Origin of the sequence: Streptomyces sp. NPDC060064, from assembly GCF_042736455.1 — a bacterium.
Classification (GTDB): domain Bacteria; phylum Actinomycetota; class Actinomycetes; order Streptomycetales; family Streptomycetaceae; genus Streptomyces.
The window spans coordinates 173,895-193,338 of record NZ_JBHWWF010000004.1 but is presented as its reverse complement, the minus strand read 5'-3'; the positions used below and the strand labels follow the sequence as shown (position 1 = coordinate 193,338).

Sequence of the window (19,444 nt, the reverse complement as noted above, 5' to 3'; positions counted from 1 at the left end):
GGCACCGGGCCGACGGCTTAACCGCAGGTCAGCCATATAAGGTGAGTTTTCCGGTCCGGATGCCCAGGTACGGGGGAAGTAAGGGGTGGAGACCTTGAGTTCCGACTCAGGGGCACGCACAGCCTTCGCGGAACGTCTCGCGCTGCTGTACAAGGAGGCCGGCAACCCTCCCCTCAAGCGTGTGGCCGAGGCGGTCGTCCGGCTTCAGCGGGTCGACGAACAAGGGCGGCCAGTGCGGGTGTCCGCTCAGCGGATCAGCGACTGGCGACGGGCCAAGAACGTGCCTGCCCAGTTCGCCGCCCTCGCAGTGGTGCTGCACATCCTGATCCCCGAAGCGCGGCGCTCGCGGCCCGCGCCGGTGTCCACGGGCCTGTACGACCTGGCCCAGTGGCAGCGCCTATGGGAGCGCGCGGTCGCCGACCCGGTCAGCGACCGCGCCGCTGCATCCGCGGAAGCGGAGGAACAACCCCCGGTCGAAACCCCGACCGTCCCCGGTGTGTGCCCCTACCGGGGGCTGGCTTCGTACCGTCAGCAAGACGCCCGGTGGTTCTTCGGCCGCGAGCGGAGCACGGATGCCCTCATCGCTCAGCTCCGCGCAGCGGAGAAGACGGGTGGCCTGGTCATGCTCGTGGGCGCCTCAGGTGCGGGAAAATCCTCTCTGCTGAACGCCGGCTTGGTGCCCGCATTGCAGAACGGCGCACTGGGGGACGAGAACAGCCGGGCAAGGGGGGTTCTGCAGCTCGCGCCGGGAGGCGATCCTCTCGCGGAGCTGACCCGCCGGATCCCTGAGCTCGCGCACGTCGTCTCTGCCGCGGAGGAACCGGCGGCGCAGGAACCGGCGGTGAAGGAACCGGCGGTGAAGGAGCCCGGTACTCCGCGATTCGCGCACGTGGTGAGGAAGGCCGTCACGGCATGGACGCACCGCGAGACATCCTCCACCGCCCGTCCGGTCATCATCGTGGATCAGTTCGAGGAGGCGTTCACCCTCTGCTCCGACGAGGCGCGCAGGCGCACCTTCATCCAGCTCCTCCACGCTGCGTGCTCGCCCCCCGGCTCCGGTGACCCGGCCCCCGTGCTCGTAGTCCTCGGCATCCGCGCCGACTTCTACGAGCAATGCCTCGGGTATCCCGAACTGGCCGACGCGCTGCAGCACCGGCACATGGTGCTCGGGCCGCTGACCACCACGGAGCTGCGCGAAGCGGTGACCGGCCCGGCCAAGGCCGTGGGCCTGGAACTCGAACCGGGGCTGGGGGAACTGATCGTCCGGGAACTGGGCGCTGACGGCCCCCGCGGGGCGCACAACGCGGGGGTTCTGCCGCTCCTCTCCCACGCCCTGCTCGCCACCTGGCAGCGGCGAAAGGCGGGAAGGCTGACGCTGGCCGGCTACCGCGCGGCGGGCGGAATCCAGGGAGCGGTGGCGGCGACCGCCGAGCGGGCCTGGTCCGGCCTCGACCCGGCAGCACGCACGGCCGCGAGACTGCTCCTCCTCAGGCTGGTCCGGCTGGGCGAAGACACCCAGGCCACCCGTAGACGGGGGACGCGGCGCCAACTGGCGGCGGAGTCAACAGACCCCAACAAGACGGAGGAATCGCTCGAAGCACTGGTGAGCGCCCGATTGGTGACACTCGACGCGGAGACCGTGGAGATCACCCATGAAGCGCTGCTCCACGCCTGGCCACGCCTGCGTGACTGGATCGACGAGGACAGGACCGGCAATCTGCTGCGCCAGCGGCTGGAAGAGGACGGCAGGGCCTGGGAAGGGTCGAACCGCGATACGTCACTGCTCTACCGGGGTTCCCGTCTGGAGCAGGCCCACAACTGGGCGAAATCCGCCGGTGAAACCTTCCTGACGCGGATCGCGGTGGAATTCCTGGCTGCTTCGGTCAGGCTGCGCAAGCGCACAGTCTGGATCAGCCGTGGTGCGGTGTCGGCTCTGGTCGTCCTGGCGATGCTGGCCGTCGGTTCGGCGGTGGTCGCGTGGCAGCAGCGGAACGATGCGGTGTTCGAGCAGGTGGTCGCCGAAGCCGATCGCGTCCAGTACACGGACCCGTCGTTGTCCGCTCAACTCGACCTGGTGGCACACCGCTTGCGGCCGGACGACGAGGGCGCGAACAATCGGCTGATCTCGATCGTGAACGCGCCGCTGGCCACACCGCTGCTCGGCCACGCCGGCGCCGTGTACCTCACCTCGTTCAGTCCGAACGGGCGGTTCCTGGCCACCGCCAACTACGACCGGACCGTTCGACTGTGGGACGTGTCGGACCCGACTCGGCCCGAACAGCTGGGCAAGCCCCTCACCGGCCACACGAGTTGGGTGAGCAGCGCGGTCTTCAGCCCGGACGGCCGCACCCTCGCCAGCGCTTCGGACGACGGTACGGTCCGGCTGTGGAACGTGCAGGATCCCCACCACCCACGCCCGCTCGGCGCGCCCTTGACCCGCAATGGCGGCACGGTCTACCTGCTCGCCTTCAGCCCGGACGGACACACTCTGGCCTCCGCCAATGAAGATCACACCGTTCGCCTGTGGGACATGAGCGACCCGCGCCGGCCGAAGGCGCTCGGTGCCTTGACCGGCCACACCGCCGCCGTGCGCTCCATGGCGTTCAGCCCTGACGGACGGACGCTGGTAGCCGGTGGCGACGATGACACGATCAGGCTGTGGGACATGGCCGATCCGCGTCATCCGGCGCGGATCGACACAGTGCTGACCGGCCACACGGACACGGTGCACTCCGTGGCCTTCAGCCCCGATGGCCAAACCCTCGCCAGCGGCAGCGCGGACGACACCATCCGGCTCTGGAACGTGGCCGATCCACGTCACGCGACGCCGCTCGGCGCGCCTCTCACCGGCCACACCGGTCCCGTATGGTCAGTCGCCTTCAGCCCCGACGGAACCATGCTCGCCGCCGGCAGCGCAGACAGTACGGCGAGCCTGTGGAACGTCAGCGATCCGGCATATCCGTCGCAGGTCGGCGAGCCTCTCGCAGGGAGCAGTGGCGAGATGTACGCCGTGGGCTTCAGCCCCGACGGCCGAACGCTCGCCACCGGGAGCGGTGACAGCAGGGTCCGCCTGTGGTCGATACCGACGTCGGACATGATCGGCCGCATCGGAGCGTTCCGCCCGGATGGGCAGGTGCTGGCCACGGCCGCGCGCGACGGAAGGGTTCGGCTGTGGAACGTGGCGTCTCCCGAACGGCCCGCGTCGCTGGGTAAACCGTTCATGCCCGGGAAGGGTGACGTGCGTTCACTGGCGTTCTCCCCCGACGGCCACACACTCGCGGTGCTGACGGGAAGCCGCGCAGTGCAACTGTGGAACGTCACCGACCCGACTCGGCCTGTCTCCTACGGGCCGCCCGTCGAACTGCGGACGCGGTTCGCGGGCCCCGACGCGCTGGCATTCAGCCCGGACGGGCGCACGCTGGCAACCGCCCATGAGGACCGCACCATTCAGTTGTGGAACAGCAGCGACCCGTCCCACCTTCTTCCGCTCGGCAAGCCGCTCACGGGCCACAAGGGCTACGTCAATTCCCTCGTCTTCAGCCCGGACGGCCGCACTCTCGCCAGCGGCAGCGCCGACGACACCATCCGGCTGTGGAACGTGGCCGACCCACGTCATGCCGCCCAACTCGGCGCACCTCTCACCGGGCACCTCGGCCCCATCAACACGCTCTCCTACAGCCCCGACGGCCATACATTGGCCAGCGGCAGCGACGACGGCACGGTCCGGCTCTGGAACATCAGCGACCCCCTCAAGGCAACCCGGCTGAGCTCCCCCCTCACCGGCCACACCGAAGCGGTCGTGTCGCTGACGTTCAGCCAGGACGGCCGCACCATGGCGAGCGGCGGCAACGACAACACGGTCCGGCTCTGGAACGTGGCCGATCCGTCCAAGGCCGCTCCCATTGGTCAATCGATGAGCCCCAACGCCAAGACGGGCAATTTCTTGTCGTTCAGTCCCAAAAGCCACATGCTCGGAGTATCGAGCGGCGCCGATACCGTCCGGCTGTGGAACCTCGACGTCGACGAGGCCATTCGTCGCATTTGCTCGACCACTCGGGGCGTTCTGACGCCGGCGAAATGGCACGAGTATCTGCCCCGTCTCTCGTACGAGCCTCCGTGCGACCAGTAGCGGGGCCGAGGCTCGACCAGCGACATGTCCCCGAGCGTCCGGCGGGACGCCCCGGTCCGCTCATCAGCGGCCTTGGTCCTCCGTTTCCACCCCTTGTGGACTGCATTGCGTGATCCCGATCACAACGCCTCGATGCGGCTGAGCAGCGGGTTCCCGCCGTACAAGCAGCCTTGTTACTCTTGGCTACAGCCCGATCGCTGGTGCATCCCCCGTCGCCAGCGGTCGGGCGCTTCCATGTCCTGCGGAGAACATCACCAGCGGGACAGGGGTGTGCAAAAGCCCGCGGTCCTCTACGAGGTCCGGGGAGGTGGGCAAGGAATCCCATCCTCCTGCTGGAGCCTGCTATTCATTTGGCGCAGGTGGAGAGGCGAGAGCTTTCCTGACTTCAGCGATGAATCGCGCGCGGTTGTGCCCTTCTGGCTTCCGCCTCGGAGAGCCCTCGGAGTCGCGATACGCCCACGAGGCGATGTTCGTGAAAAGGCTTGGAAAGGTTGCGCTGCTGTTCGAAGCGGCCGGCGTCAGTCCCGCAGGAACGCCAGTACCGCGAGCACCCTGCGATGGGTGTCGTCGGTCTGCGGCAGATCCAGCTTGGTGAGGATGGAGCCGATGTGCTTACCCACGGCGGCCTCGGAGACCACCAGTTCCCGGGCGATCGCCCCGTTGGACCGGCCCTGCGCGACCAGCGCGAGCACCTCCCGCTCGCGCGGGGTGAGCCGCTCCAGCGGGTCGCGGCGGCGACGCAGCAGCTGCCGTACGACCTCGGGGTCCACCACCGTGCCGCCGTCGGCCACTTCGGTGAGCGCGTCGAGGAACTCCCCGACCTGGCCCACCCGGTCCTTCAGCAGATAGCCCACTCCGGTGCCGTCGCCGGAGTCGAGCAGGTCGGCGGCATAGGCGCGCTGCACGTACTGGCTCAGTACGAGCACGGGCAGCCCGGGTTGCCCGGTCCGCAGCCGTACCGCGGCCCTGAGCCCTTCGTCCTGGAGCCCCGGCGGCATGCGGACGTCGGTGACCACGATGTCCGGGGAATGCTCGGCGACCGCCTTCAGCAGCGACTCGGCGTCGCCGACGGCGGCGGCCACCGTATGGCCGCCGCGGGCGAGCAGCCCGATCAGGCCCTCGCGCAGCAGCACGCTGTCCTCGGCCAGGACTACTCGCAGCGGCAAGGAATCTCCACTCGCAACAGGGTCGGGCCGCCCGGCGGTGCGGCCAGGGAGAGTGTGCCATCGAGCACCGCCACCCGGTCGGCCAGCCCGGTCAGCCCGGTGCCGGCCGCCGGGTCGGCACCGCCCCGGCCGTCGTCGCCTATCTCCAGCACGAGCCTCCCCGCGCGGTGCCCGCCACGCACCCAGGCGCGGCCTGCGCCGCTGTGCTTGGCCACGTTGGCCAGAGCCTCGTTCACCACGAAGTACCCGGCCGCCTCAACCGCTTCGGGCAGCCGCCCAGGAAGCTCCAGCCCGACCTCGACGGGAACGGGGGAGCGGTCGGCCGCGTCCAGAACGGCGGCCTCAAGACCGTAGTCGCTGAGCACCTGCGGGTGGATGCCGTGGATCAGCTCCCGCAGCTCGGTGAGTGCCTTGCCGGCCTCGTCGTGCGCGACGGCCAGCCGGTCGGCCAACGGGCCCGGCGGGACGTCCAGCCGGGCCAGGCCCAGCGCCATCGACAGGGCGACCAGCCGCTGCTGGGCCCCGTCGTGCAGATCGCGCTCGATCCGCCGTCGCTCCGCCTCGAAGGCGTCGACCAGCCGGGCCCGGGACCGTACCAACTCCCGCACCTCGGCGCCCTCCTGCATCAGCATCGACCGGGTCAGCGCCGCCCGCGCCCCGGCCACCACGCCGAGCACGTAGCCGGCCACGGCCAGGGAGAGCAGGCCCACCGCCATGGCGCCGAATGCCCCGGGATACGTGGTCACCGTCCACAGCTTCACCACCCTCAGCTCGCGCCCGCCCCCGGCGGTCGCGAACAGCAGTGGCGTGGCCGTCGCCACCAGCGGGCACAGCAGCACGAAGGCCACCACCACCGCCTCCAGCGGCCACACCACCCACGCCAGCAACAGCGCGTACCCCAGCTCCCGCCAGGTCGCCCGCTCCCCGAACCGGGTGCGCAGCCACCCCCACAGCCCCGGCACGGCAGGGACCCCGTGCGCGTCCGGCACCGGCACCACCTCCATCACGCGCAGCCTGCGCCGCTCCACCGCGGCCACCGGGAGCCCGCACAGCACCGCCAGCGCCAGCAGCACCAGCCCCACCAGAGCAAGTGCCAGCACCGCTCCGCTCACCGTCAGCACCAGCAGCGCCACCAGCGTGGCGGCCCCCACGCACACCCCGCCGATCAGATAGCCGGTCGCACGCCACGGCCAGGAGGTGAGCAGATAGCGGCGCTGCGGCAGCGCCTGCCACACGGAGGTCGGATGCATGGGGTCACGGTAGAAGCCGCGCTGGGCCCGAGCCATCCGCCCAGTAGGGGTGCCGGGGGTAGGGACAGGCATACCCCAGGACTAGGGCCGGCCATGATGTGCCGGCCGCGCCGCGCCGGTTGGCTGGAGCACATGGACAACGACGCGATCGCACTCCACTCGGTGAGCAGAGGGTACGGGTCCGGCGAGGGCGCCGTGACCGCCCTGGACCGGGTCTCGCTCTCCCTGCCCCGGGGCAGCTTCACTGCCGTGATGGGCCCGTCCGGCTCCGGGAAGTCCACCTTCCTGCACTGCGCGGCCGGGCTCGACCGGCCCACCGCCGGCACCGTCACCCTGGCCGGCACCGAGCTGACCGGCCTCAGCGAGTCCCGGCTCACCAAGCTCCGCCGGGACCGGATCGGCTTCGTCTTCCAGGAGTTCAACCTGCTCCCCTCGCTCACCGCCGCGCAGAACGTCGCGCTCCCTTTGCGGCTGGCCGGGCGCCGCCCGTCGCAGGCGCGGGTGCGCGAGGCGCTGGCCCAGGTCGGGCTCGGCGAGCGGGCCGGACACCGGCCCGGCCAACTCTCCGGTGGCCAGCAGCAGCGGGTCGCGCTCGCCCGGGCGCTGATCACCTCCCCGGAAGTGCTGTTCGCCGACGAGCCGACCGGGGCACTGGACACCCGCACCGGACGGGAGGTCCTGGAACTGCTGCGCGGCTTGGTGGACCGCGACGGCCAGACCGTCGTCATGGTCACCCACGACCCGGTGGCCGCCGCGTACGCGAACCGGGTGCTCTTCCTGGTCGACGGCCGCATCGACGGCGAGCTGGCCGATCCGACCGCCGCGGCCATCGCCGCCCGGATGACCGCCCTGGAGGGCACGCCGTGCTGACCGTCGCCCTGACCACCCTGCGCACCCGCTGGTTCACCTTCGTCGGCAGCTTCCTCGCCCTCTGCCTCGGCGTCGCGCTGCTCACCGTCATGGGCCAGGTGCTTGCCTCATCTCTCGACGCGCCGGAACGGGAGCCCGAGCGCTTCGCCGCCGCACCCGTGGTGGTGCAGGGTGCCGACACCTTCTCCGTACCGACCCGGCAGGGCACTGAGACCGGCCGGCTGGACCGCCCGCACGCCCTACCCGCCGCGCTGATGCGGGAGTTGCGGCGACTCGGGCCGGTCACCGAGGACCGTGCCTTCCCGGTACCCGCGCGGCGCGGGCCGGGGGACCTCGTCGGGCATCCCTGGTCGACCGCGCCGTTCGCCCGCTACGAACTGCAGCGGGGCCGTGCGCCCCGGGCCGCCGACGAGGCCGTGGTGACCGGCGGTTGGGCCACGCCGGGGCGGCGGCTGGAGACCGGGCACGGCACCGTACGGGTCGTCGGCACCGTCCGCGGGCGCGGCTTCGAACACGCGGTGTTCTACACCGACGCGCACGCCGCGCGGCTCGCCCCACGTACGGAGCGGGTGGTCGTCGACGCCGCTCCGGCGCGCGTACGGGAAGTGGCGCGGCAGTTCGCGGGGGTACGGGTGCTCACCGGTGACGACCGACGGCTCGCCGACACCGACCCGGACCGCGACGCAAAGGCGCTGATGGCGCTGAACGCCCTCTTCGGCACCGCCGGGGGAGTCACCGGCTTCGTCTCCGTGTTCGTCGTCGCTTCCACCTTCGCCTTCGCCGTCGCCCAGCGGCGCCGGGAGTTCGGCCTGCTGCGCACCGCCGGGGCGACCCCGCGGCAGCTGCGGCGGACGGTGTACGCCGAGGCCGGGGCAGTCGGCGTCCTCGCCTCCGCGGCGGGGTGCGTGCTGGGCGCGTACGCGGCTCCCTGGCTGGCCTCCTGGACGGTCCGGGAGCAGCTCGCCCCTGCGTGGTTCGCGCTCTCGGGCGAGCACACCTGGCCGTACCACCTGGCCTTCTGGACCGGTCTGTCGACCGCGCTCGGCGGCGCCGCCGCCGCGTCCTGGCGGGCCGGGCGCACTGCCCCGGTGCAGGCGCTGCGCGAGGCGTCGGTGGACAGCCGGGTCATGACCTGGGGCCGCTGGGCCACCGGCGGCGGGCTGCTACTGACAGCACTGGTCACCCTGGTGCTCGCGCTGGTCTCCGACCCGGGCGACCTGCTGCACCGCAAGACGTACATGACGCGCCCGTTGCTGCTCATCGCCGCCTGCGCGCTGCTCGCCCCGCTGCTGGTGCGCCCGCTGGCCCGGCTGCTGGCCTGGCTCCCGTCCCGGCTGCCCGGCGCAGGCGGCATGCTGGTGCGCGAAGGCGCGGCGGCCAGTGTCCGACGCACCGCCGCCGTCGCGGCGCCCGTGCTGGTGACGGTGGCCATCGCGGGGTCGTTGCTGGGGACCACGTCCACGATCAACGCGGCGAAGTCCGACGAGCTTCGGGCCCGTACGGTCGCCGACTTCGTCGTGACCCCGCCCGCGGGGGGCCTCCCGGCTGAGGAGCTGCGGCGGCTGCGCGAGCTGCCCGGTGCTGTGGTCTCCCCCTCCGCCGGGGGAGCGGTGCACGTCCTGGAGGAGGGGGTGGCGCTGGTCCGCTCCGAAGTCCGCGCGGCGGAGCCGCCGTTGCTGGCCCGTACGGCGCGACTTCCGCTGGTCTCGGGCGACATGCGCGACCTGGACGACGACTCGATCGTCGTCAACGAGGAGTGGGAACGCCACACCGTCGGCGAGCGCGTCCCCGTGTGGCTCCCCGACGGCACGCGGCGCACCCTGCGGATCGCCGCGGTAATGCGCACCGGCACCGGCGACAACGGCGCCTACGTCACCCCGCGCAACGCCGGTGGCGCCCCGGTCGACCGGGTGGACGTCCGCGGCGCGTCCCTGGCTGCGCTCCGCGCGGCCGCCCCGTCGGCCACGGTGCTGCCGCGCGCGCAGTGGCTGGAGGCCAGTGCTCCTGGCACGAAGCGCACCACGCGACTGGGCCTCCTCATGGTCCTGGGTATCGCTCTGCTCTACTCGGCGGTCTCGGTGGCCAACACCCTGGTCATGGCCACCCCCGACCGGCTGCCCGACCTGACCCGGCTCCGCCTGAGCGGCGCGTCGAAGCCCCAGCTCCTGCGCCTTGTCACGGGCGAGACCCTGCTCGTGGTGGCCGTCGGCGCGACGGCCGGCCTGCTGGCCACGGTCCTCAACCTGGCCGGCTTCTGGGCCGCCCTCACCTCCCTCGGCCTGTCCACGGTCCCGGTCGTCCCCTGGTCCACCCTGGGACTCCTGGCCACGGCCTGCGCGGTGATTGCCGTCCCCGCGGCGCTGGCGCCGGTGGCACTGGCCCTCCGCCGCGGCGCGACGGTCCGCTGACCACTCACCACTCACCACTCACCCGGAGACGAGTGGTCCGATGGCGTAGCTCTCCCCACTCGTCAAGACCTCTTTAGGAGTCATAGGCTGAGCCCCGTCAGGCGACAGAGAACGGTGAGCATCAGTGGCAAAGGTGTACGAGCGGATCGCGGATGACCTCCGCCAGTCCATCCGCGCCGGTCAGCTGGAGCCCGGCGACCGACTTCCCGCGGAGACCAAACTCGCGGAGCAGTACGGGAAGAGCGTCCCGACGATCCAGAACGCACTTCGACTGCTGCAGAACGAAGGGCTGATCGAGAAGCAGCACGGCCGCGGCAACTTCGTCCGTCGGCCCCGCACGACGGTGCTGCGCGACAACGTCCGGCACCAGTGGGAGAAGGGCCGCGCGCGCGAGCCGGAGGCCAAGAGGCTGGAGACGGGCGCGACCGAGCACGACACCGGCCTGCAGATGGACGACCTCGTCTTTTACGCGGCGTATCGCGAGACCAAGGCGAACAAGGAACTTGCGGAGACCTTCGGGGTCCCCGAGGGCACGCCCCTCCTGGAGCGCACCTACCGGACGAGGTACGCCGCCGAAACCGCCCCGCTCAACCTGGTGACCTCATACATCGTCCGCGCCCTGGTCGAGGAGAACCCGGACCTCCTGGACGACACCAACGAACCGTGGCCCGGCGGCACACAGAACCAGCTCTACACCGTGGGAATCGAAGTGGACCGCGTCGAGGAACGCGTCACCGCCCGCCCACCCACACCGGAAGAGGCGGATGAGCTGGAGCTGCCGCCGGGCACGTCGGTCCTGGTTCTCCGGAAGACCTCGTTCGACATCAACGACCGCGTCGTGGACGTATCCGACATCACGCTGCCTGGTGACCGCACGGAATTGCTCTTCACCACTCATCTGGAAAGGTGGTGAGTGCCGTGCTTCGGCGCGTCGTCATCATCACTGCTGTCCACCCGCCATCCGCTCCGTTCCTGCCGGACGTGTACAAGTCTCTCTGCGAGCAGGAGCTCCCCGACGGATGGGAGTGGCATTGGTTGATCCAGGAGGACGGCGAGAGCGACGCGGTCGCTCCCCACGTCCCCGACGACGACCGCGTGACCTTCAAGCAGGGGCGCCCCGGCGGCCCCGGCGTCGCCCGGACCATGGCCCTCGCGCACGCAGACGGCGAGTACGTCAAGGTCCTGGATGCCGACGACCAACTGACCCCGGGTGCGCTGGCCCGCGACCTGGCCGCGCTCGAAGGTGACTCCGCGATCGGCTGGGCGACATCGCGCGTACTGGATCTGTTGCCCGACGGCTCCACGGCGGGCTTTCCCGGGGACCCCGAAGCTGGACCGATCGAGCGGGGGGCCGTGCTCGACTTCTGGAAGGCGAATGGTTTCCGCGCACAGGTCCACCCGGCGACGCTGCTCGTTCGCCGCGAACTGCTTCTCGCGCTCGGCGGCTGGATGGCTCTTCCCGCCTCGGAGGACACGGGGCTTCTGCTCGCCCTGAATTCCACCAGCCGCGGTTGGTTCTCGCCCGAGGTGGGACTCCTGTACCGCAAGTGGCCTGGGCAGGCGACCGGCCAGGCCGCGCACACCGATGCCGCCGAGCGCGACGCCCGGATGGCAGTCGTCGAAGCGAGGGCTCGGGCGCTGTCGCACCTCCGGTGGCGCTACCCCGTCACGGATGCCCGATGAGCTTCGCGGCCCGGCTCTCTCGGTCGAGAGAGCCGGGCCGTGTCATGTCAGGGAAGCGTTTCGGCGTCGGCCCGGGAGAAGATCAGGTCACTCTCGTCGGAGACCGGCCCTCGCCGGCGAACCGGTACTCGGGGGAATGCAGGGCTGCCGGGTAGCTCTCCGGGGCCGAGTCGTTGACACAGGTGGGCGAGCGGCTCGCGCTGGTCGATGGCCTGTGTCCACGGTGAAGATCGTCCGACCGGTCGGCCGGGGCGGTTCTCGGGTTCAGCTGCGCCTGTCAGCTGTCGTGCCCGACGGGGCGGCGCTGCTTGGCGCGGTGGGCGAGCGCATCGAGGATGCGTTGCCATGCCGGTGATGCCTCGGAGATCCGGGAGGAGACCAGCTTCAGGTACCCTGCCCGGTTGCTGTCTCGTTCGTGTTTGATCTCCCATGCGTCCAGGTCGTCGATGAGCCGGTCCAGGCGTGGATCGTGCGGATCCCAGTCGACTGATTGATCACAGGCGAGATACAGGCGCGTCGTCTCGGGGTCGTCGAAGCCGGCGTTCTTGTCCCGAATCCGCTGCGGCATGACGTGCGGGTCCAGTGCCTGCATCAGGATCCACGAGTCGCGCTCGAGTCGTACCCTCCGTTCGCTGACCCCGAGACTGCGCATCCGGTTCAGGATGGCGACCACCTCGGGGGGCAGGACAAGCCTTTCGCCGCCGGCCAGTTCGGCGATCCTGCGGCGGTACTCGGTGAGCTCGTCGATCTTGCGCTGCAACGCGGCGTCGATGTCGGTGACGGCCGCGGCGAATTCGGCTGGTTGCGCATGCAGCAGCGCGTCGATACGAGCCAGTGGCACCCCGGCATCGGCGAGGGTCCTGATCCGGATGAGATCCACTGCCGCCTGCGCGCTGTAGCGGCGGTAGCCGGAGGCATCGCGCTCGGGCTCGGGCAACAGGCCGACGTGGTGGTAGTGGCGAACGGTGCGCACGGTCACGCCGGCGGTTGCCGCGAGCTGGCCGATCGTGAGCACCGTCCTCCTCGGGTCTTCGTGCAACGTGGTCGTGCCGAGTCTAGGGGCGAGCTCGGTCGACGACGTCGTGGATCGCCTGGACCACGGCATCGGGGCGGTCGAAGCAGAGCCGGTGGTGGCTGGTGTCGGAGATGATGCGTTGTTCCCCGTGCGAGACCGCGCTCACCAGGGCCGCGTCCATTCTCGTCTTGCCGTCATTCATCTCTTGCAATGTCCGCTCCGACGTCAGCGCCTGCTGGGCGGGGTCGGTGCCCACCACGGAGAGAGCGACTACCGGGACGTCGGGAATGTTCGGCCCGGCCCGCAGTTCGGTGGCGAGTTCGGCCAACTTGGTGCGCTCGGCGATGCCGGCGCGGGTCCATTCATCACTCCCCTTGGCATCGATCAGCGCCTGCCGTATGTGCTCCGGGTAGTCCGCGAGCAACTCGGCTCTCATCTCGAGCAGGGCCGGGCGCATCCGTTCCAGCTGCTCCCGATCAGGTGCCATCCGCTCGACCGCGGCCAGACCCGCCGCGGAGGGCATGAAGTCGTCCCAGTCGCGGTGGAAGGCGTCCAACCAGACCAACCCGGCCACGTCCTGCGGGTACAGCTGCGCGAACCGATGCGCGTAGAAGCCGCCGAGGGAGTGCGCCACCAAAACGTATGGGGCGGCGATGTTCTGGGCGCGCAGCAGCTCGCGCAGTTCCGTCGCGACCGCGGCGGCGGTGCGCGGCAGCGGGAGGGGATCGCTGTAGCCCGTGCCGCCGCGGTCGTACACCACAGCGGTGGTGAACTGCGAAACCCCCTGCTGGACGCCGAAATAGTCCAGCCCGACCGCGCTGGCGCCCGGCAGGAACACAACGGCCGGTCCGCCGCTGCCCGACCGATGCACGAAAATGCGGCGGCCGTCGATCTCCTGGAACCCTCCGATCGGCGGCGCGAGCCGAGCCGAGGAAGTGCTGTTGTTCGTCATGCGGCCAGGCTCCAACCCTGACGCAGGGGCAGGGTCAACCCCTTCCGCCGCCGCACCCGAACGTGCGCACTTGTTCAACGCGCTGCCCGGATCACCTTCGTAGGTGGGCGGGGCAGCTGCGGCTTCAACGTCCCCGCTCCGGGTCACATCAGTATCTCGGCGTCGACTCGGGAAAAGATCAGATCGCTTTCGGCTGTGACCGGCCCGCGCCATCGCACTGGAGGCTTGGGCCGGCGTAGGGCACTCGGGTAGCTCTCCGGCGCGTAGTCGTTGGCCAAGCGGTAGGTGTGAAAGCCGTGCTTGCGCATCGTCTCCAGCAACTCATCGACGGAGTCGCCCAGTTGCTCCATGCGCTCCGGAGTCACCTCCACAGTGATCTCCACATCGGGACGGAGCTCGTCGAGCATCGGGGCAAGCCCGCGGACGACACCGCCTTCCGCGCCCTCCACATCGATCTTGATCACACGAGCTCGTGCAATCTCGTCCGGCTGGAGGAGCTGGGGCAGCGGACGCGCTTCCATCTCGAAGGTGGACTCCGCCGGTCCGTCCCACGGCACGATGCTGTTCGCGCCCATGTTTCGTGAGCTCGCGAGGACGAAGGTGAGCGTCTTGAGGCTGTCCGAGACCGCGGCGTTGACCGCCCGGATGTTGTCGCACCCGTTGAGCTCGGCGTGCTGGAGCACCCGCCGATGGAAGACAGGGGACGCTTCGATCGACACCACCCGGCCCGTTCCCCCAACCAGGCGGGAGCCGTAGACGCTCAGAAAGCCAAGGTTCGCACCAACATCAACAAGGACATCTCCGGCCCGAAGTCGACTCGCGAGCCATCGCATCATGTGCGGCTCCCAGGCACCGTACATGTAGATGTACCGCTGAATCAGGTCCCGGGTGTCGACGGCGAACTTGGCCTCGAACCCAGCGTCGACCACCCGTTGACGAGGGTGATCGCGCAGGCGGGGATTCAGGTAACGCGCTGCGATCGCTCCCTTGAACAGCGAGCCGGGAGCCTGCCTTACGTACCCGCGGGCGAGCGTGACGAGCAGTTCCGAAGCGCGGTCCGTCATGCGATCGCCTCTCGTTCCGACGCGATGAGGCGCGGCTGCACCTCCGCCTGGTGACCGTTCGCCTCTCCGCTGGGTGCCCTCGGACCATGACGCTGAGGGCGGCTCACCGTGCTGGCAGCAAAGATTCTATGACTCCGGCCGAGTGCAGCTCTCAGGCGGTGGTTGACCGGTCCTGGTCGAACGGCAGCTCCAGCATGCGAATCGCGTTGCCTCGAAGGATCTTGTAGGTCACGTCCTCGGAGAGACCGGCCACGTGATCAGCCGCCACCTGCTTCGTGTGCGGCCACGTGGAGTCGACGTGCGGATAGTCGGTCTCAAAGGTGGCGTTGTTGACGCCTACGGTCTCGATCGAATCGATGCCGTGCTTGTCGCGGAAGAAGCAGCAGAACATCTGCCGGTAGTAGTACGTCGACGGGGGCTCGGGGATCAGGTCGCGCACCCCGCCCCAGGCACGGTGCTCCTCCCACACGTCGTCGGCGCGCTCCAGGGCGTAGGGGATCCAGCCCATCTGGCCCTCGCTGTACGCCAGCTTCAGCCGCGGGAACTTCACCAGCACCCCGCTGAAGAGGAAGTCCATCATCGAGGCCATGGCGTTGTTGAAGGAGAGCGAGGCCTGCACGGCGGGCGGCGCGTCGGGCGACGCGGCCGGCATCTGGGAGCTGGACCCGATGTGCATGTTCACGACCGTGCCGGTCTCCTCGCACGCCGCGAAGAACGGGTCCCAATAGCCGGAGTGGATCGACGGCAGCCCCAGATAGGTGGGGATCTCGCTGAAGGTCACTGCCCGCACGCCGCGCGCCGCGTTCCGTTTGATCTCGGCGACCGCCAGGTCGATGTCCCACAGCGGAATGAGGCACAGCGGAATCAGCCGGCCGCCGCTGTCACCGCACCACTCCTCCACCATCCAGTCGTTGTACGCCCGAACACAGGCGAGCCCGACTTCCTTGTCCTTGGCCTCGGCGAAGGTCTGCCCGCAGAAGCGCGGGAACGTCGGGAAGCACAGCGAGGCCTCCACATGGTTGAGGTCCATGTCCTCCAACCGGGCCTTCGGGTCCCAGCACCCGCGCCGCATCTGCTCCCGCGTGATGCCGTCAAGCGTCATCTCATCGCGGGAGAAGCCGACGGCCGCGATGATGCGCTTGTACGGGAAGATCAGGCCCTCGTACTCCCACCAGTCGGTGATCTGACCCTCCGGGTCGGTGGTGAACCGGTACTTCCCGCCGATGTACTCGAGATCGCCGATTCCGGCGGTGAAGGGCTTCGGCCCCCTGTCGCGATACTTCGTCGGAAGCCAGGTCTCGAAGAGATGCGCGGGCTCAATCACGTGATCGTCCACGCTGATGACTTTGGGGAGTTCCCTGGTGCCGCTTGCAATGCCAACCACGCTGTACCCCCAACTGCCCGCCGGTTCACCCGGCTCGTATCTGACGGTCCATCAGGTCGAGGTTATGGGCTCACCCCCTCGACGACAAGGAGGGGCCGAGAACTCCGCCCTTTGCGAGATTGAGCAACGTCCGCTGAACTGACGTTCCGTCAGTTCAAGGTGGGTCAGGGGGAGCAGGATGCAAACGGCGGTCTCCGGCGGCTCAGCCTCTCCCTCGCCCTCGGACCATCCGCAACCGTAAGATCGCCGAGTCATTTTCAGGAGTGAGTCACACCGGGGGGATGGGTTGGGGACCGGCGAGCAACTCGTGACGATAGCCGCTGTGTTGCTGGGCGCGATGTCCACGCATCTGACGAACTACGCGATGGAGCGGCAGCGCAAGAAGCACGAACTGGTGACGCGCTGGGACAGCAAGAAGCTCGAAGCATACGAGGGGTACGTCGACAGTGTGCGGTCGTGCATCTTCCTGGCGGTGCAGCTCTACGAGCACAAGGAAGGCCTTCGGGAGAGCGACAAGAGCGAGCGCGAAATGCTCGCCGAAATGTCGGATGCAGGTCGGCTACGCGGACGGGCCTTCGAGCGGATCATGCTGCTCGGCGGCGATGACGTCGTGGAGGCGGCGCACGAACTCAACGCCATAGCGCTCAAAGTCGACTGGCAGGCGAACGGCAAGATCGACGGCACCCTGGACGAGTGGCGCGACCGGAACCGCGCGGCGTTCCGGGGGATCAACGACTTCCATGAAGCGGCTCGATCGGACCTTGGAGTCGACGGCAGGGTGACGGGAGAACAGCATCCGGAGCGTGACCTCCTCCTGCCGTCCGCCCGTCGCGACGAGGGCACATCCACCTGAGCCGGTTCAGTTGTTGAGCGGCCCGGCCTCATAGCCGAGTGCGGGGAACCAGTTGTCCCGGCCTTGGCGGGTGAGGTCGAGGATGTGCCATACCGGGCTGAGCAGGTCGATGCCTCGCTGGTCGATGTCGTCGGACATCCGGGGGTGCACCGAGTAGACGTGGCGTACCGACGTTGTCGTCGCGGGTGAACACCGACACCGTCGAGTCCTGGTTGCCCTCGGCGTCCTCGCTGCCCAGGTCGTATTTGAAGGTACTGGACCCGGCGCCGAGCAGACGCAGATTCGTCCACTTCCGGTTTCGGGCGTGCGCGCGGAGCGAGGGCAGGTCGGCCGCGGCGACGATCGCGAAGTCGACGTTCTGCGCGACGTGGTGGGCTACTCCGTTGAACCCATCGAGCCACATCGTGCACATGGGGCACGGCTCGGTCTGCTTCTTGCCATACATGAGGTGGTAGACGACCAGGTCACGCCCGGGCCGAGTGAACAGTTCACCCAGGCGCACGGTCTGCGCCGGCGCGTCACCAGCCTGCAGATCAGCGGGGCCCTCTTCGAACACGTAGTCGTCGACGACAGGGCCCAGCGGCAACCGGCGACGCAGGTCGGCGACGCGTTCACGATGGCGCATCAGCTCGATCTCGGCTTGCCGCAGCTCCTCACGGGCGCTGACGTACGGGGCCGACTCCCCAGTGAGATTGGTTTGACGCATCGCTACCCCCCGGCGGCCCAGCGGCTGTCTGGTGGTCACCATCTGCTCTGGCTCACGATCGTATGCCCGGGCAGAGGACTCGCCAGGCACCGAAACGACAAGGACCTGGTCAGTGCACACCTATGGATCAACCAAGATCCACCGGACACGCACCCCTCATTCCAGCGGAACAGCTCTGGTCTGTTGGCGCCCGACGTGCCACCCTGCCGGAGGCCCGTTGCTTGTCGCTCCCGGCCCGCGGCGCAATGTCCCTGGCCATCGACGGGTACTCGATCGGGTCGCACCATCGCCCCGGCAGGCAAGGAGATGGCAATGAGCGCACGCAACGACGATGAGCATGTGGGCCCCTCAGAAGCCCGCGCCACCCACGCCCAGGAGGCGACAGAGGCCACCCCTGAGGAGGCCCTCAGGAAGAGCCACGCTGCACGCACGCGGAGTGCCGCAGCTCGCGCCGCGGCCATCAGCCACTACATCGAGCAACGCAGCCCCGACGAGAAGCACGAAGACGAAGCAGCGGGCAGGGAGGTCGTCTGGAAGGCCGCCCATGCCGCCCGCCTGTCCGCTCAAGCCGTCGCCACGCTCTCAGAGAGTGCCCCTGACCCTGCGGCAGACGCCCGCTGTGCAAGGAACGCCGCTGCCGCCGGCGCTCTTGCCGCCCAGATGGGTCAGCTCCACGACGGCGCCGGCGATCTCTCTGTTGCCGCCAATCGCGCTGCCCTCAAGGCATCCCAGGCCGCCGCAGACGCCGCAGGGAAGGAAGGCATGGGAACGAACGGGGCATTGAACGCCACGGCGGACGCAGCTGAGGCAGACGCCGTCGCCGCCGCGGAAGCGGCGGGATGGATGAAGCCGGGCCACCACCAACCCCAGGTGTCGTCCGGTATGAGGAGCCCTGAGCTGTTGTCGATGATGCACCTGTGACGCTGTCATCCTCTTTCACGGACGAGTGACGTGCTCAGTACCACCACCCGGTAGTTCCCATCAACCCTGTCTCCTGCATGTGCTTCGGTCCGTGAATCGGGGTGCGCCCGCGACGACGATGCAGTCGCCCTTCATCGCAGCAGCGGTTCCATGTGGCGCGCGGCGTCGCCGACCGCCTCGTCGGGAGTCCGGCCGTTCTCACGGGCGACCATGTATGCGGCGTACCATTCCCACCAGTTGTGCTCCGGGGCCGTCGCCTCGTACGAACCGTGGTGCTCCTCGGTCTCATGCAAGAGTTCTGACAACGCGGTGACGTTCATGGCGAAACCTCCTCCGTCGTACCGGAGTCACCGTCCGGGCAGTCGCACCTGGACCTCTTGCAGCAACCACCCATTGCCGTCCGGGTCACTGAACGAGGCGTACGAGGCGTAGCTGCGACGCTCTGGATCGGGGCCGTCCACCGACTCCTGGACGCCGTTGTCGTAGACATTGTGGAAGACCTCGCTCACATCAACGCCCCTGCCGACCAGGTCAGCGCGGGCTCGGTCGATGTCGAAGACCACGAGGTAGAGACCCTGGGCGGAGCCCGGTGCCACGGGGGTGACCCCACGGCCGAAGATGACCGAGCCCACGGACCCCGGTGGCGTCACCTGCACGATCCGGAACTCCGGGCCGGCTTCGTAGTCCGCGTCGAGCCGCCACCCCAGGCTCCTGTAGAAGCGCAGGGCACGGTCGACGTCAGCCACCGGGATGACGATGACCTCGAGGCTCATATTGATGGTCGGATCCTTGACGACGTCCGTTGCGCCGTCCTGATGTGCATGCAGGGTGCTCACATCGACCTCCCGTGACGAATGCCCGGTTCGGTCATGACCCCTGATAAGCCGCCAGCGGCGGGAACCCGAGCGCCGACTCTGGGTCATCCGTGGACCGGCTAATACCACAATCGTCGCCTACTGGACAAAAGCTGGCGCGGCGAGCCCGTCCTCCCTGGCGTGAAGGTCGGTCGGGCGGGAACCGAGCCGCACGGCGCGATTCGTTTC

General features: G+C 69.3%; 16 protein-coding genes and 1 pseudogene. 7 read left to right on the top strand and 10 right to left on the bottom strand.

Annotated features, from left to right (window positions below; all coding sequences use genetic code 11):
* The first annotated feature begins 85 nt into the window (after positions 1-85).
* Positions 86-4,129: an AAA family ATPase gene (locus ACFWDI_RS07340; RefSeq protein WP_385301834.1), complete on the top strand. Its 4,044-nt coding sequence runs from the start codon at positions 86-88 to the stop codon at positions 4,127-4,129.
* A 518-nt stretch (positions 4,130-4,647) separates the two neighbouring features.
* Here the strand turns inward: ACFWDI_RS07340 and ACFWDI_RS07335 are convergent.
* Both ACFWDI_RS07335 and ACFWDI_RS07330 read right to left on the bottom strand, forming a co-directional pair.
* A complete protein-coding gene (locus tag ACFWDI_RS07335) occupies positions 4,648-5,295 on the bottom strand; it encodes a response regulator (protein ID WP_385301833.1) in 648 nt (215 codons plus the stop codon).
* Positions 5,280-6,545, bottom strand: a complete 1,266-nt coding sequence (locus tag ACFWDI_RS07330; protein WP_385301832.1) for a sensor histidine kinase — start codon at positions 6,543-6,545, stop codon at positions 5,280-5,282. The genes ACFWDI_RS07335 and ACFWDI_RS07330 overlap by 16 nt, the downstream gene beginning before the upstream one ends.
* 132 nt (positions 6,546-6,677) lie before the next feature.
* Here ACFWDI_RS07330 and ACFWDI_RS07325 point away from each other — a divergent pair, with 132 nt between their 5' ends.
* From ACFWDI_RS07325 to ACFWDI_RS07310, 4 genes are all read left to right on the top strand, one after another.
* Positions 6,678-7,415: an ABC transporter ATP-binding protein gene (locus tag ACFWDI_RS07325; protein WP_385301831.1), complete on the top strand. Its 738-nt coding sequence runs from the start codon at positions 6,678-6,680 to the stop codon at positions 7,413-7,415.
* Positions 7,409-9,823 carry an FtsX-like permease family protein gene (locus ACFWDI_RS07320; protein WP_385301829.1) on the top strand — a complete coding sequence of 805 codons (2,415 nt, stop codon included), beginning with the start codon at positions 7,409-7,411 and terminating at the stop codon, positions 9,821-9,823. Before ACFWDI_RS07325 ends, ACFWDI_RS07320 begins: the two co-directional genes overlap by 7 nt.
* Before the next feature lie 124 nt (positions 9,824-9,947).
* Positions 9,948-10,736: a GntR family transcriptional regulator gene (locus tag ACFWDI_RS07315; protein WP_385301828.1), complete on the top strand. Its 789-nt coding sequence runs from the start codon at positions 9,948-9,950 to the stop codon at positions 10,734-10,736.
* Positions 10,737-10,741: 5 nt separating this feature from the next.
* Positions 10,742-11,506 carry a glycosyltransferase family 2 protein gene (locus ACFWDI_RS07310; protein WP_385301827.1) on the top strand — a complete coding sequence of 255 codons (765 nt, stop codon included), beginning with the start codon at positions 10,742-10,744 and terminating at the stop codon, positions 11,504-11,506.
* 47 nt (positions 11,507-11,553) lie between these two features.
* Here the strand turns inward: ACFWDI_RS07310 and ACFWDI_RS07305 are convergent.
* From ACFWDI_RS07305 to ACFWDI_RS07285, 5 genes and pseudogenes are all read right to left on the bottom strand, one after another.
* Positions 11,554-11,681, bottom strand: a pseudogene (locus ACFWDI_RS07305) (FkbM family methyltransferase); the annotation flags it as partial.
* 102 nt (positions 11,682-11,783) lie between these two features.
* A complete protein-coding gene (locus ACFWDI_RS07300; RefSeq protein WP_385301826.1) occupies positions 11,784-12,521 on the bottom strand; it encodes a MerR family transcriptional regulator in 738 nt (245 codons plus the stop codon).
* A 40-nt stretch (positions 12,522-12,561) separates the two neighbouring features.
* Positions 12,562-13,473 (bottom strand): alpha/beta fold hydrolase, encoded by a 912-nt coding sequence (locus ACFWDI_RS07295; protein WP_385301825.1) that lies wholly within the window; start codon positions 13,471-13,473, stop codon positions 12,562-12,564.
* Positions 13,474-13,616: 143 nt separating this feature from the next.
* Positions 13,617-14,537 (bottom strand): FkbM family methyltransferase, encoded by a 921-nt coding sequence (locus ACFWDI_RS07290; protein ID WP_385301824.1) that lies wholly within the window; start codon positions 14,535-14,537, stop codon positions 13,617-13,619.
* A 151-nt stretch (positions 14,538-14,688) separates the two neighbouring features.
* Positions 14,689-15,921, bottom strand: a complete 1,233-nt coding sequence (locus ACFWDI_RS07285; RefSeq protein ID WP_385301823.1) for an amidohydrolase family protein — start codon at positions 15,919-15,921, stop codon at positions 14,689-14,691.
* 307 nt (positions 15,922-16,228) lie between these two features.
* Here ACFWDI_RS07285 and ACFWDI_RS07280 point away from each other — a divergent pair, with 307 nt between their 5' ends.
* Positions 16,229-16,774 carry a hypothetical protein gene (locus ACFWDI_RS07280; protein ID WP_385301822.1) on the top strand — a complete coding sequence of 182 codons (546 nt, stop codon included), beginning with the start codon at positions 16,229-16,231 and terminating at the stop codon, positions 16,772-16,774.
* Positions 16,775-16,802: 28 nt separating this feature from the next.
* Here the strand turns inward: ACFWDI_RS07280 and ACFWDI_RS07275 are convergent, their stop codons facing one another.
* On the bottom strand, positions 16,803-17,522 hold the full coding sequence (locus tag ACFWDI_RS07275; protein WP_385301820.1) for a DUF899 family protein: 720 nt from the start codon (positions 17,520-17,522) through the stop codon (positions 16,803-16,805).
* A 270-nt stretch (positions 17,523-17,792) separates the two neighbouring features.
* On the opposite strand from ACFWDI_RS07275, the gene ACFWDI_RS07270 reads away from it, so the two are divergent.
* Positions 17,793-18,401: a hypothetical protein gene (locus tag ACFWDI_RS07270; protein ID WP_385301819.1), complete on the top strand. Its 609-nt coding sequence runs from the start codon at positions 17,793-17,795 to the stop codon at positions 18,399-18,401.
* Positions 18,402-18,532: 131 nt separating this feature from the next.
* Here ACFWDI_RS07270 and ACFWDI_RS07265 read toward each other — a convergent pair whose 3' ends face one another.
* Both ACFWDI_RS07265 and ACFWDI_RS07260 read right to left on the bottom strand, forming a co-directional pair.
* A complete protein-coding gene (locus ACFWDI_RS07265) occupies positions 18,533-18,721 on the bottom strand; it encodes a bleomycin resistance protein (protein WP_385301818.1) in 189 nt (62 codons plus the stop codon).
* Positions 18,722-18,748: 27 nt separating this feature from the next.
* Complete coding sequence (locus ACFWDI_RS07260; RefSeq protein WP_385301816.1) at positions 18,749-19,237, bottom strand: VOC family protein; 489 nt, start codon at positions 19,235-19,237, stop codon at positions 18,749-18,751.
* Positions 19,238-19,444 lie beyond the last annotated feature (207 nt).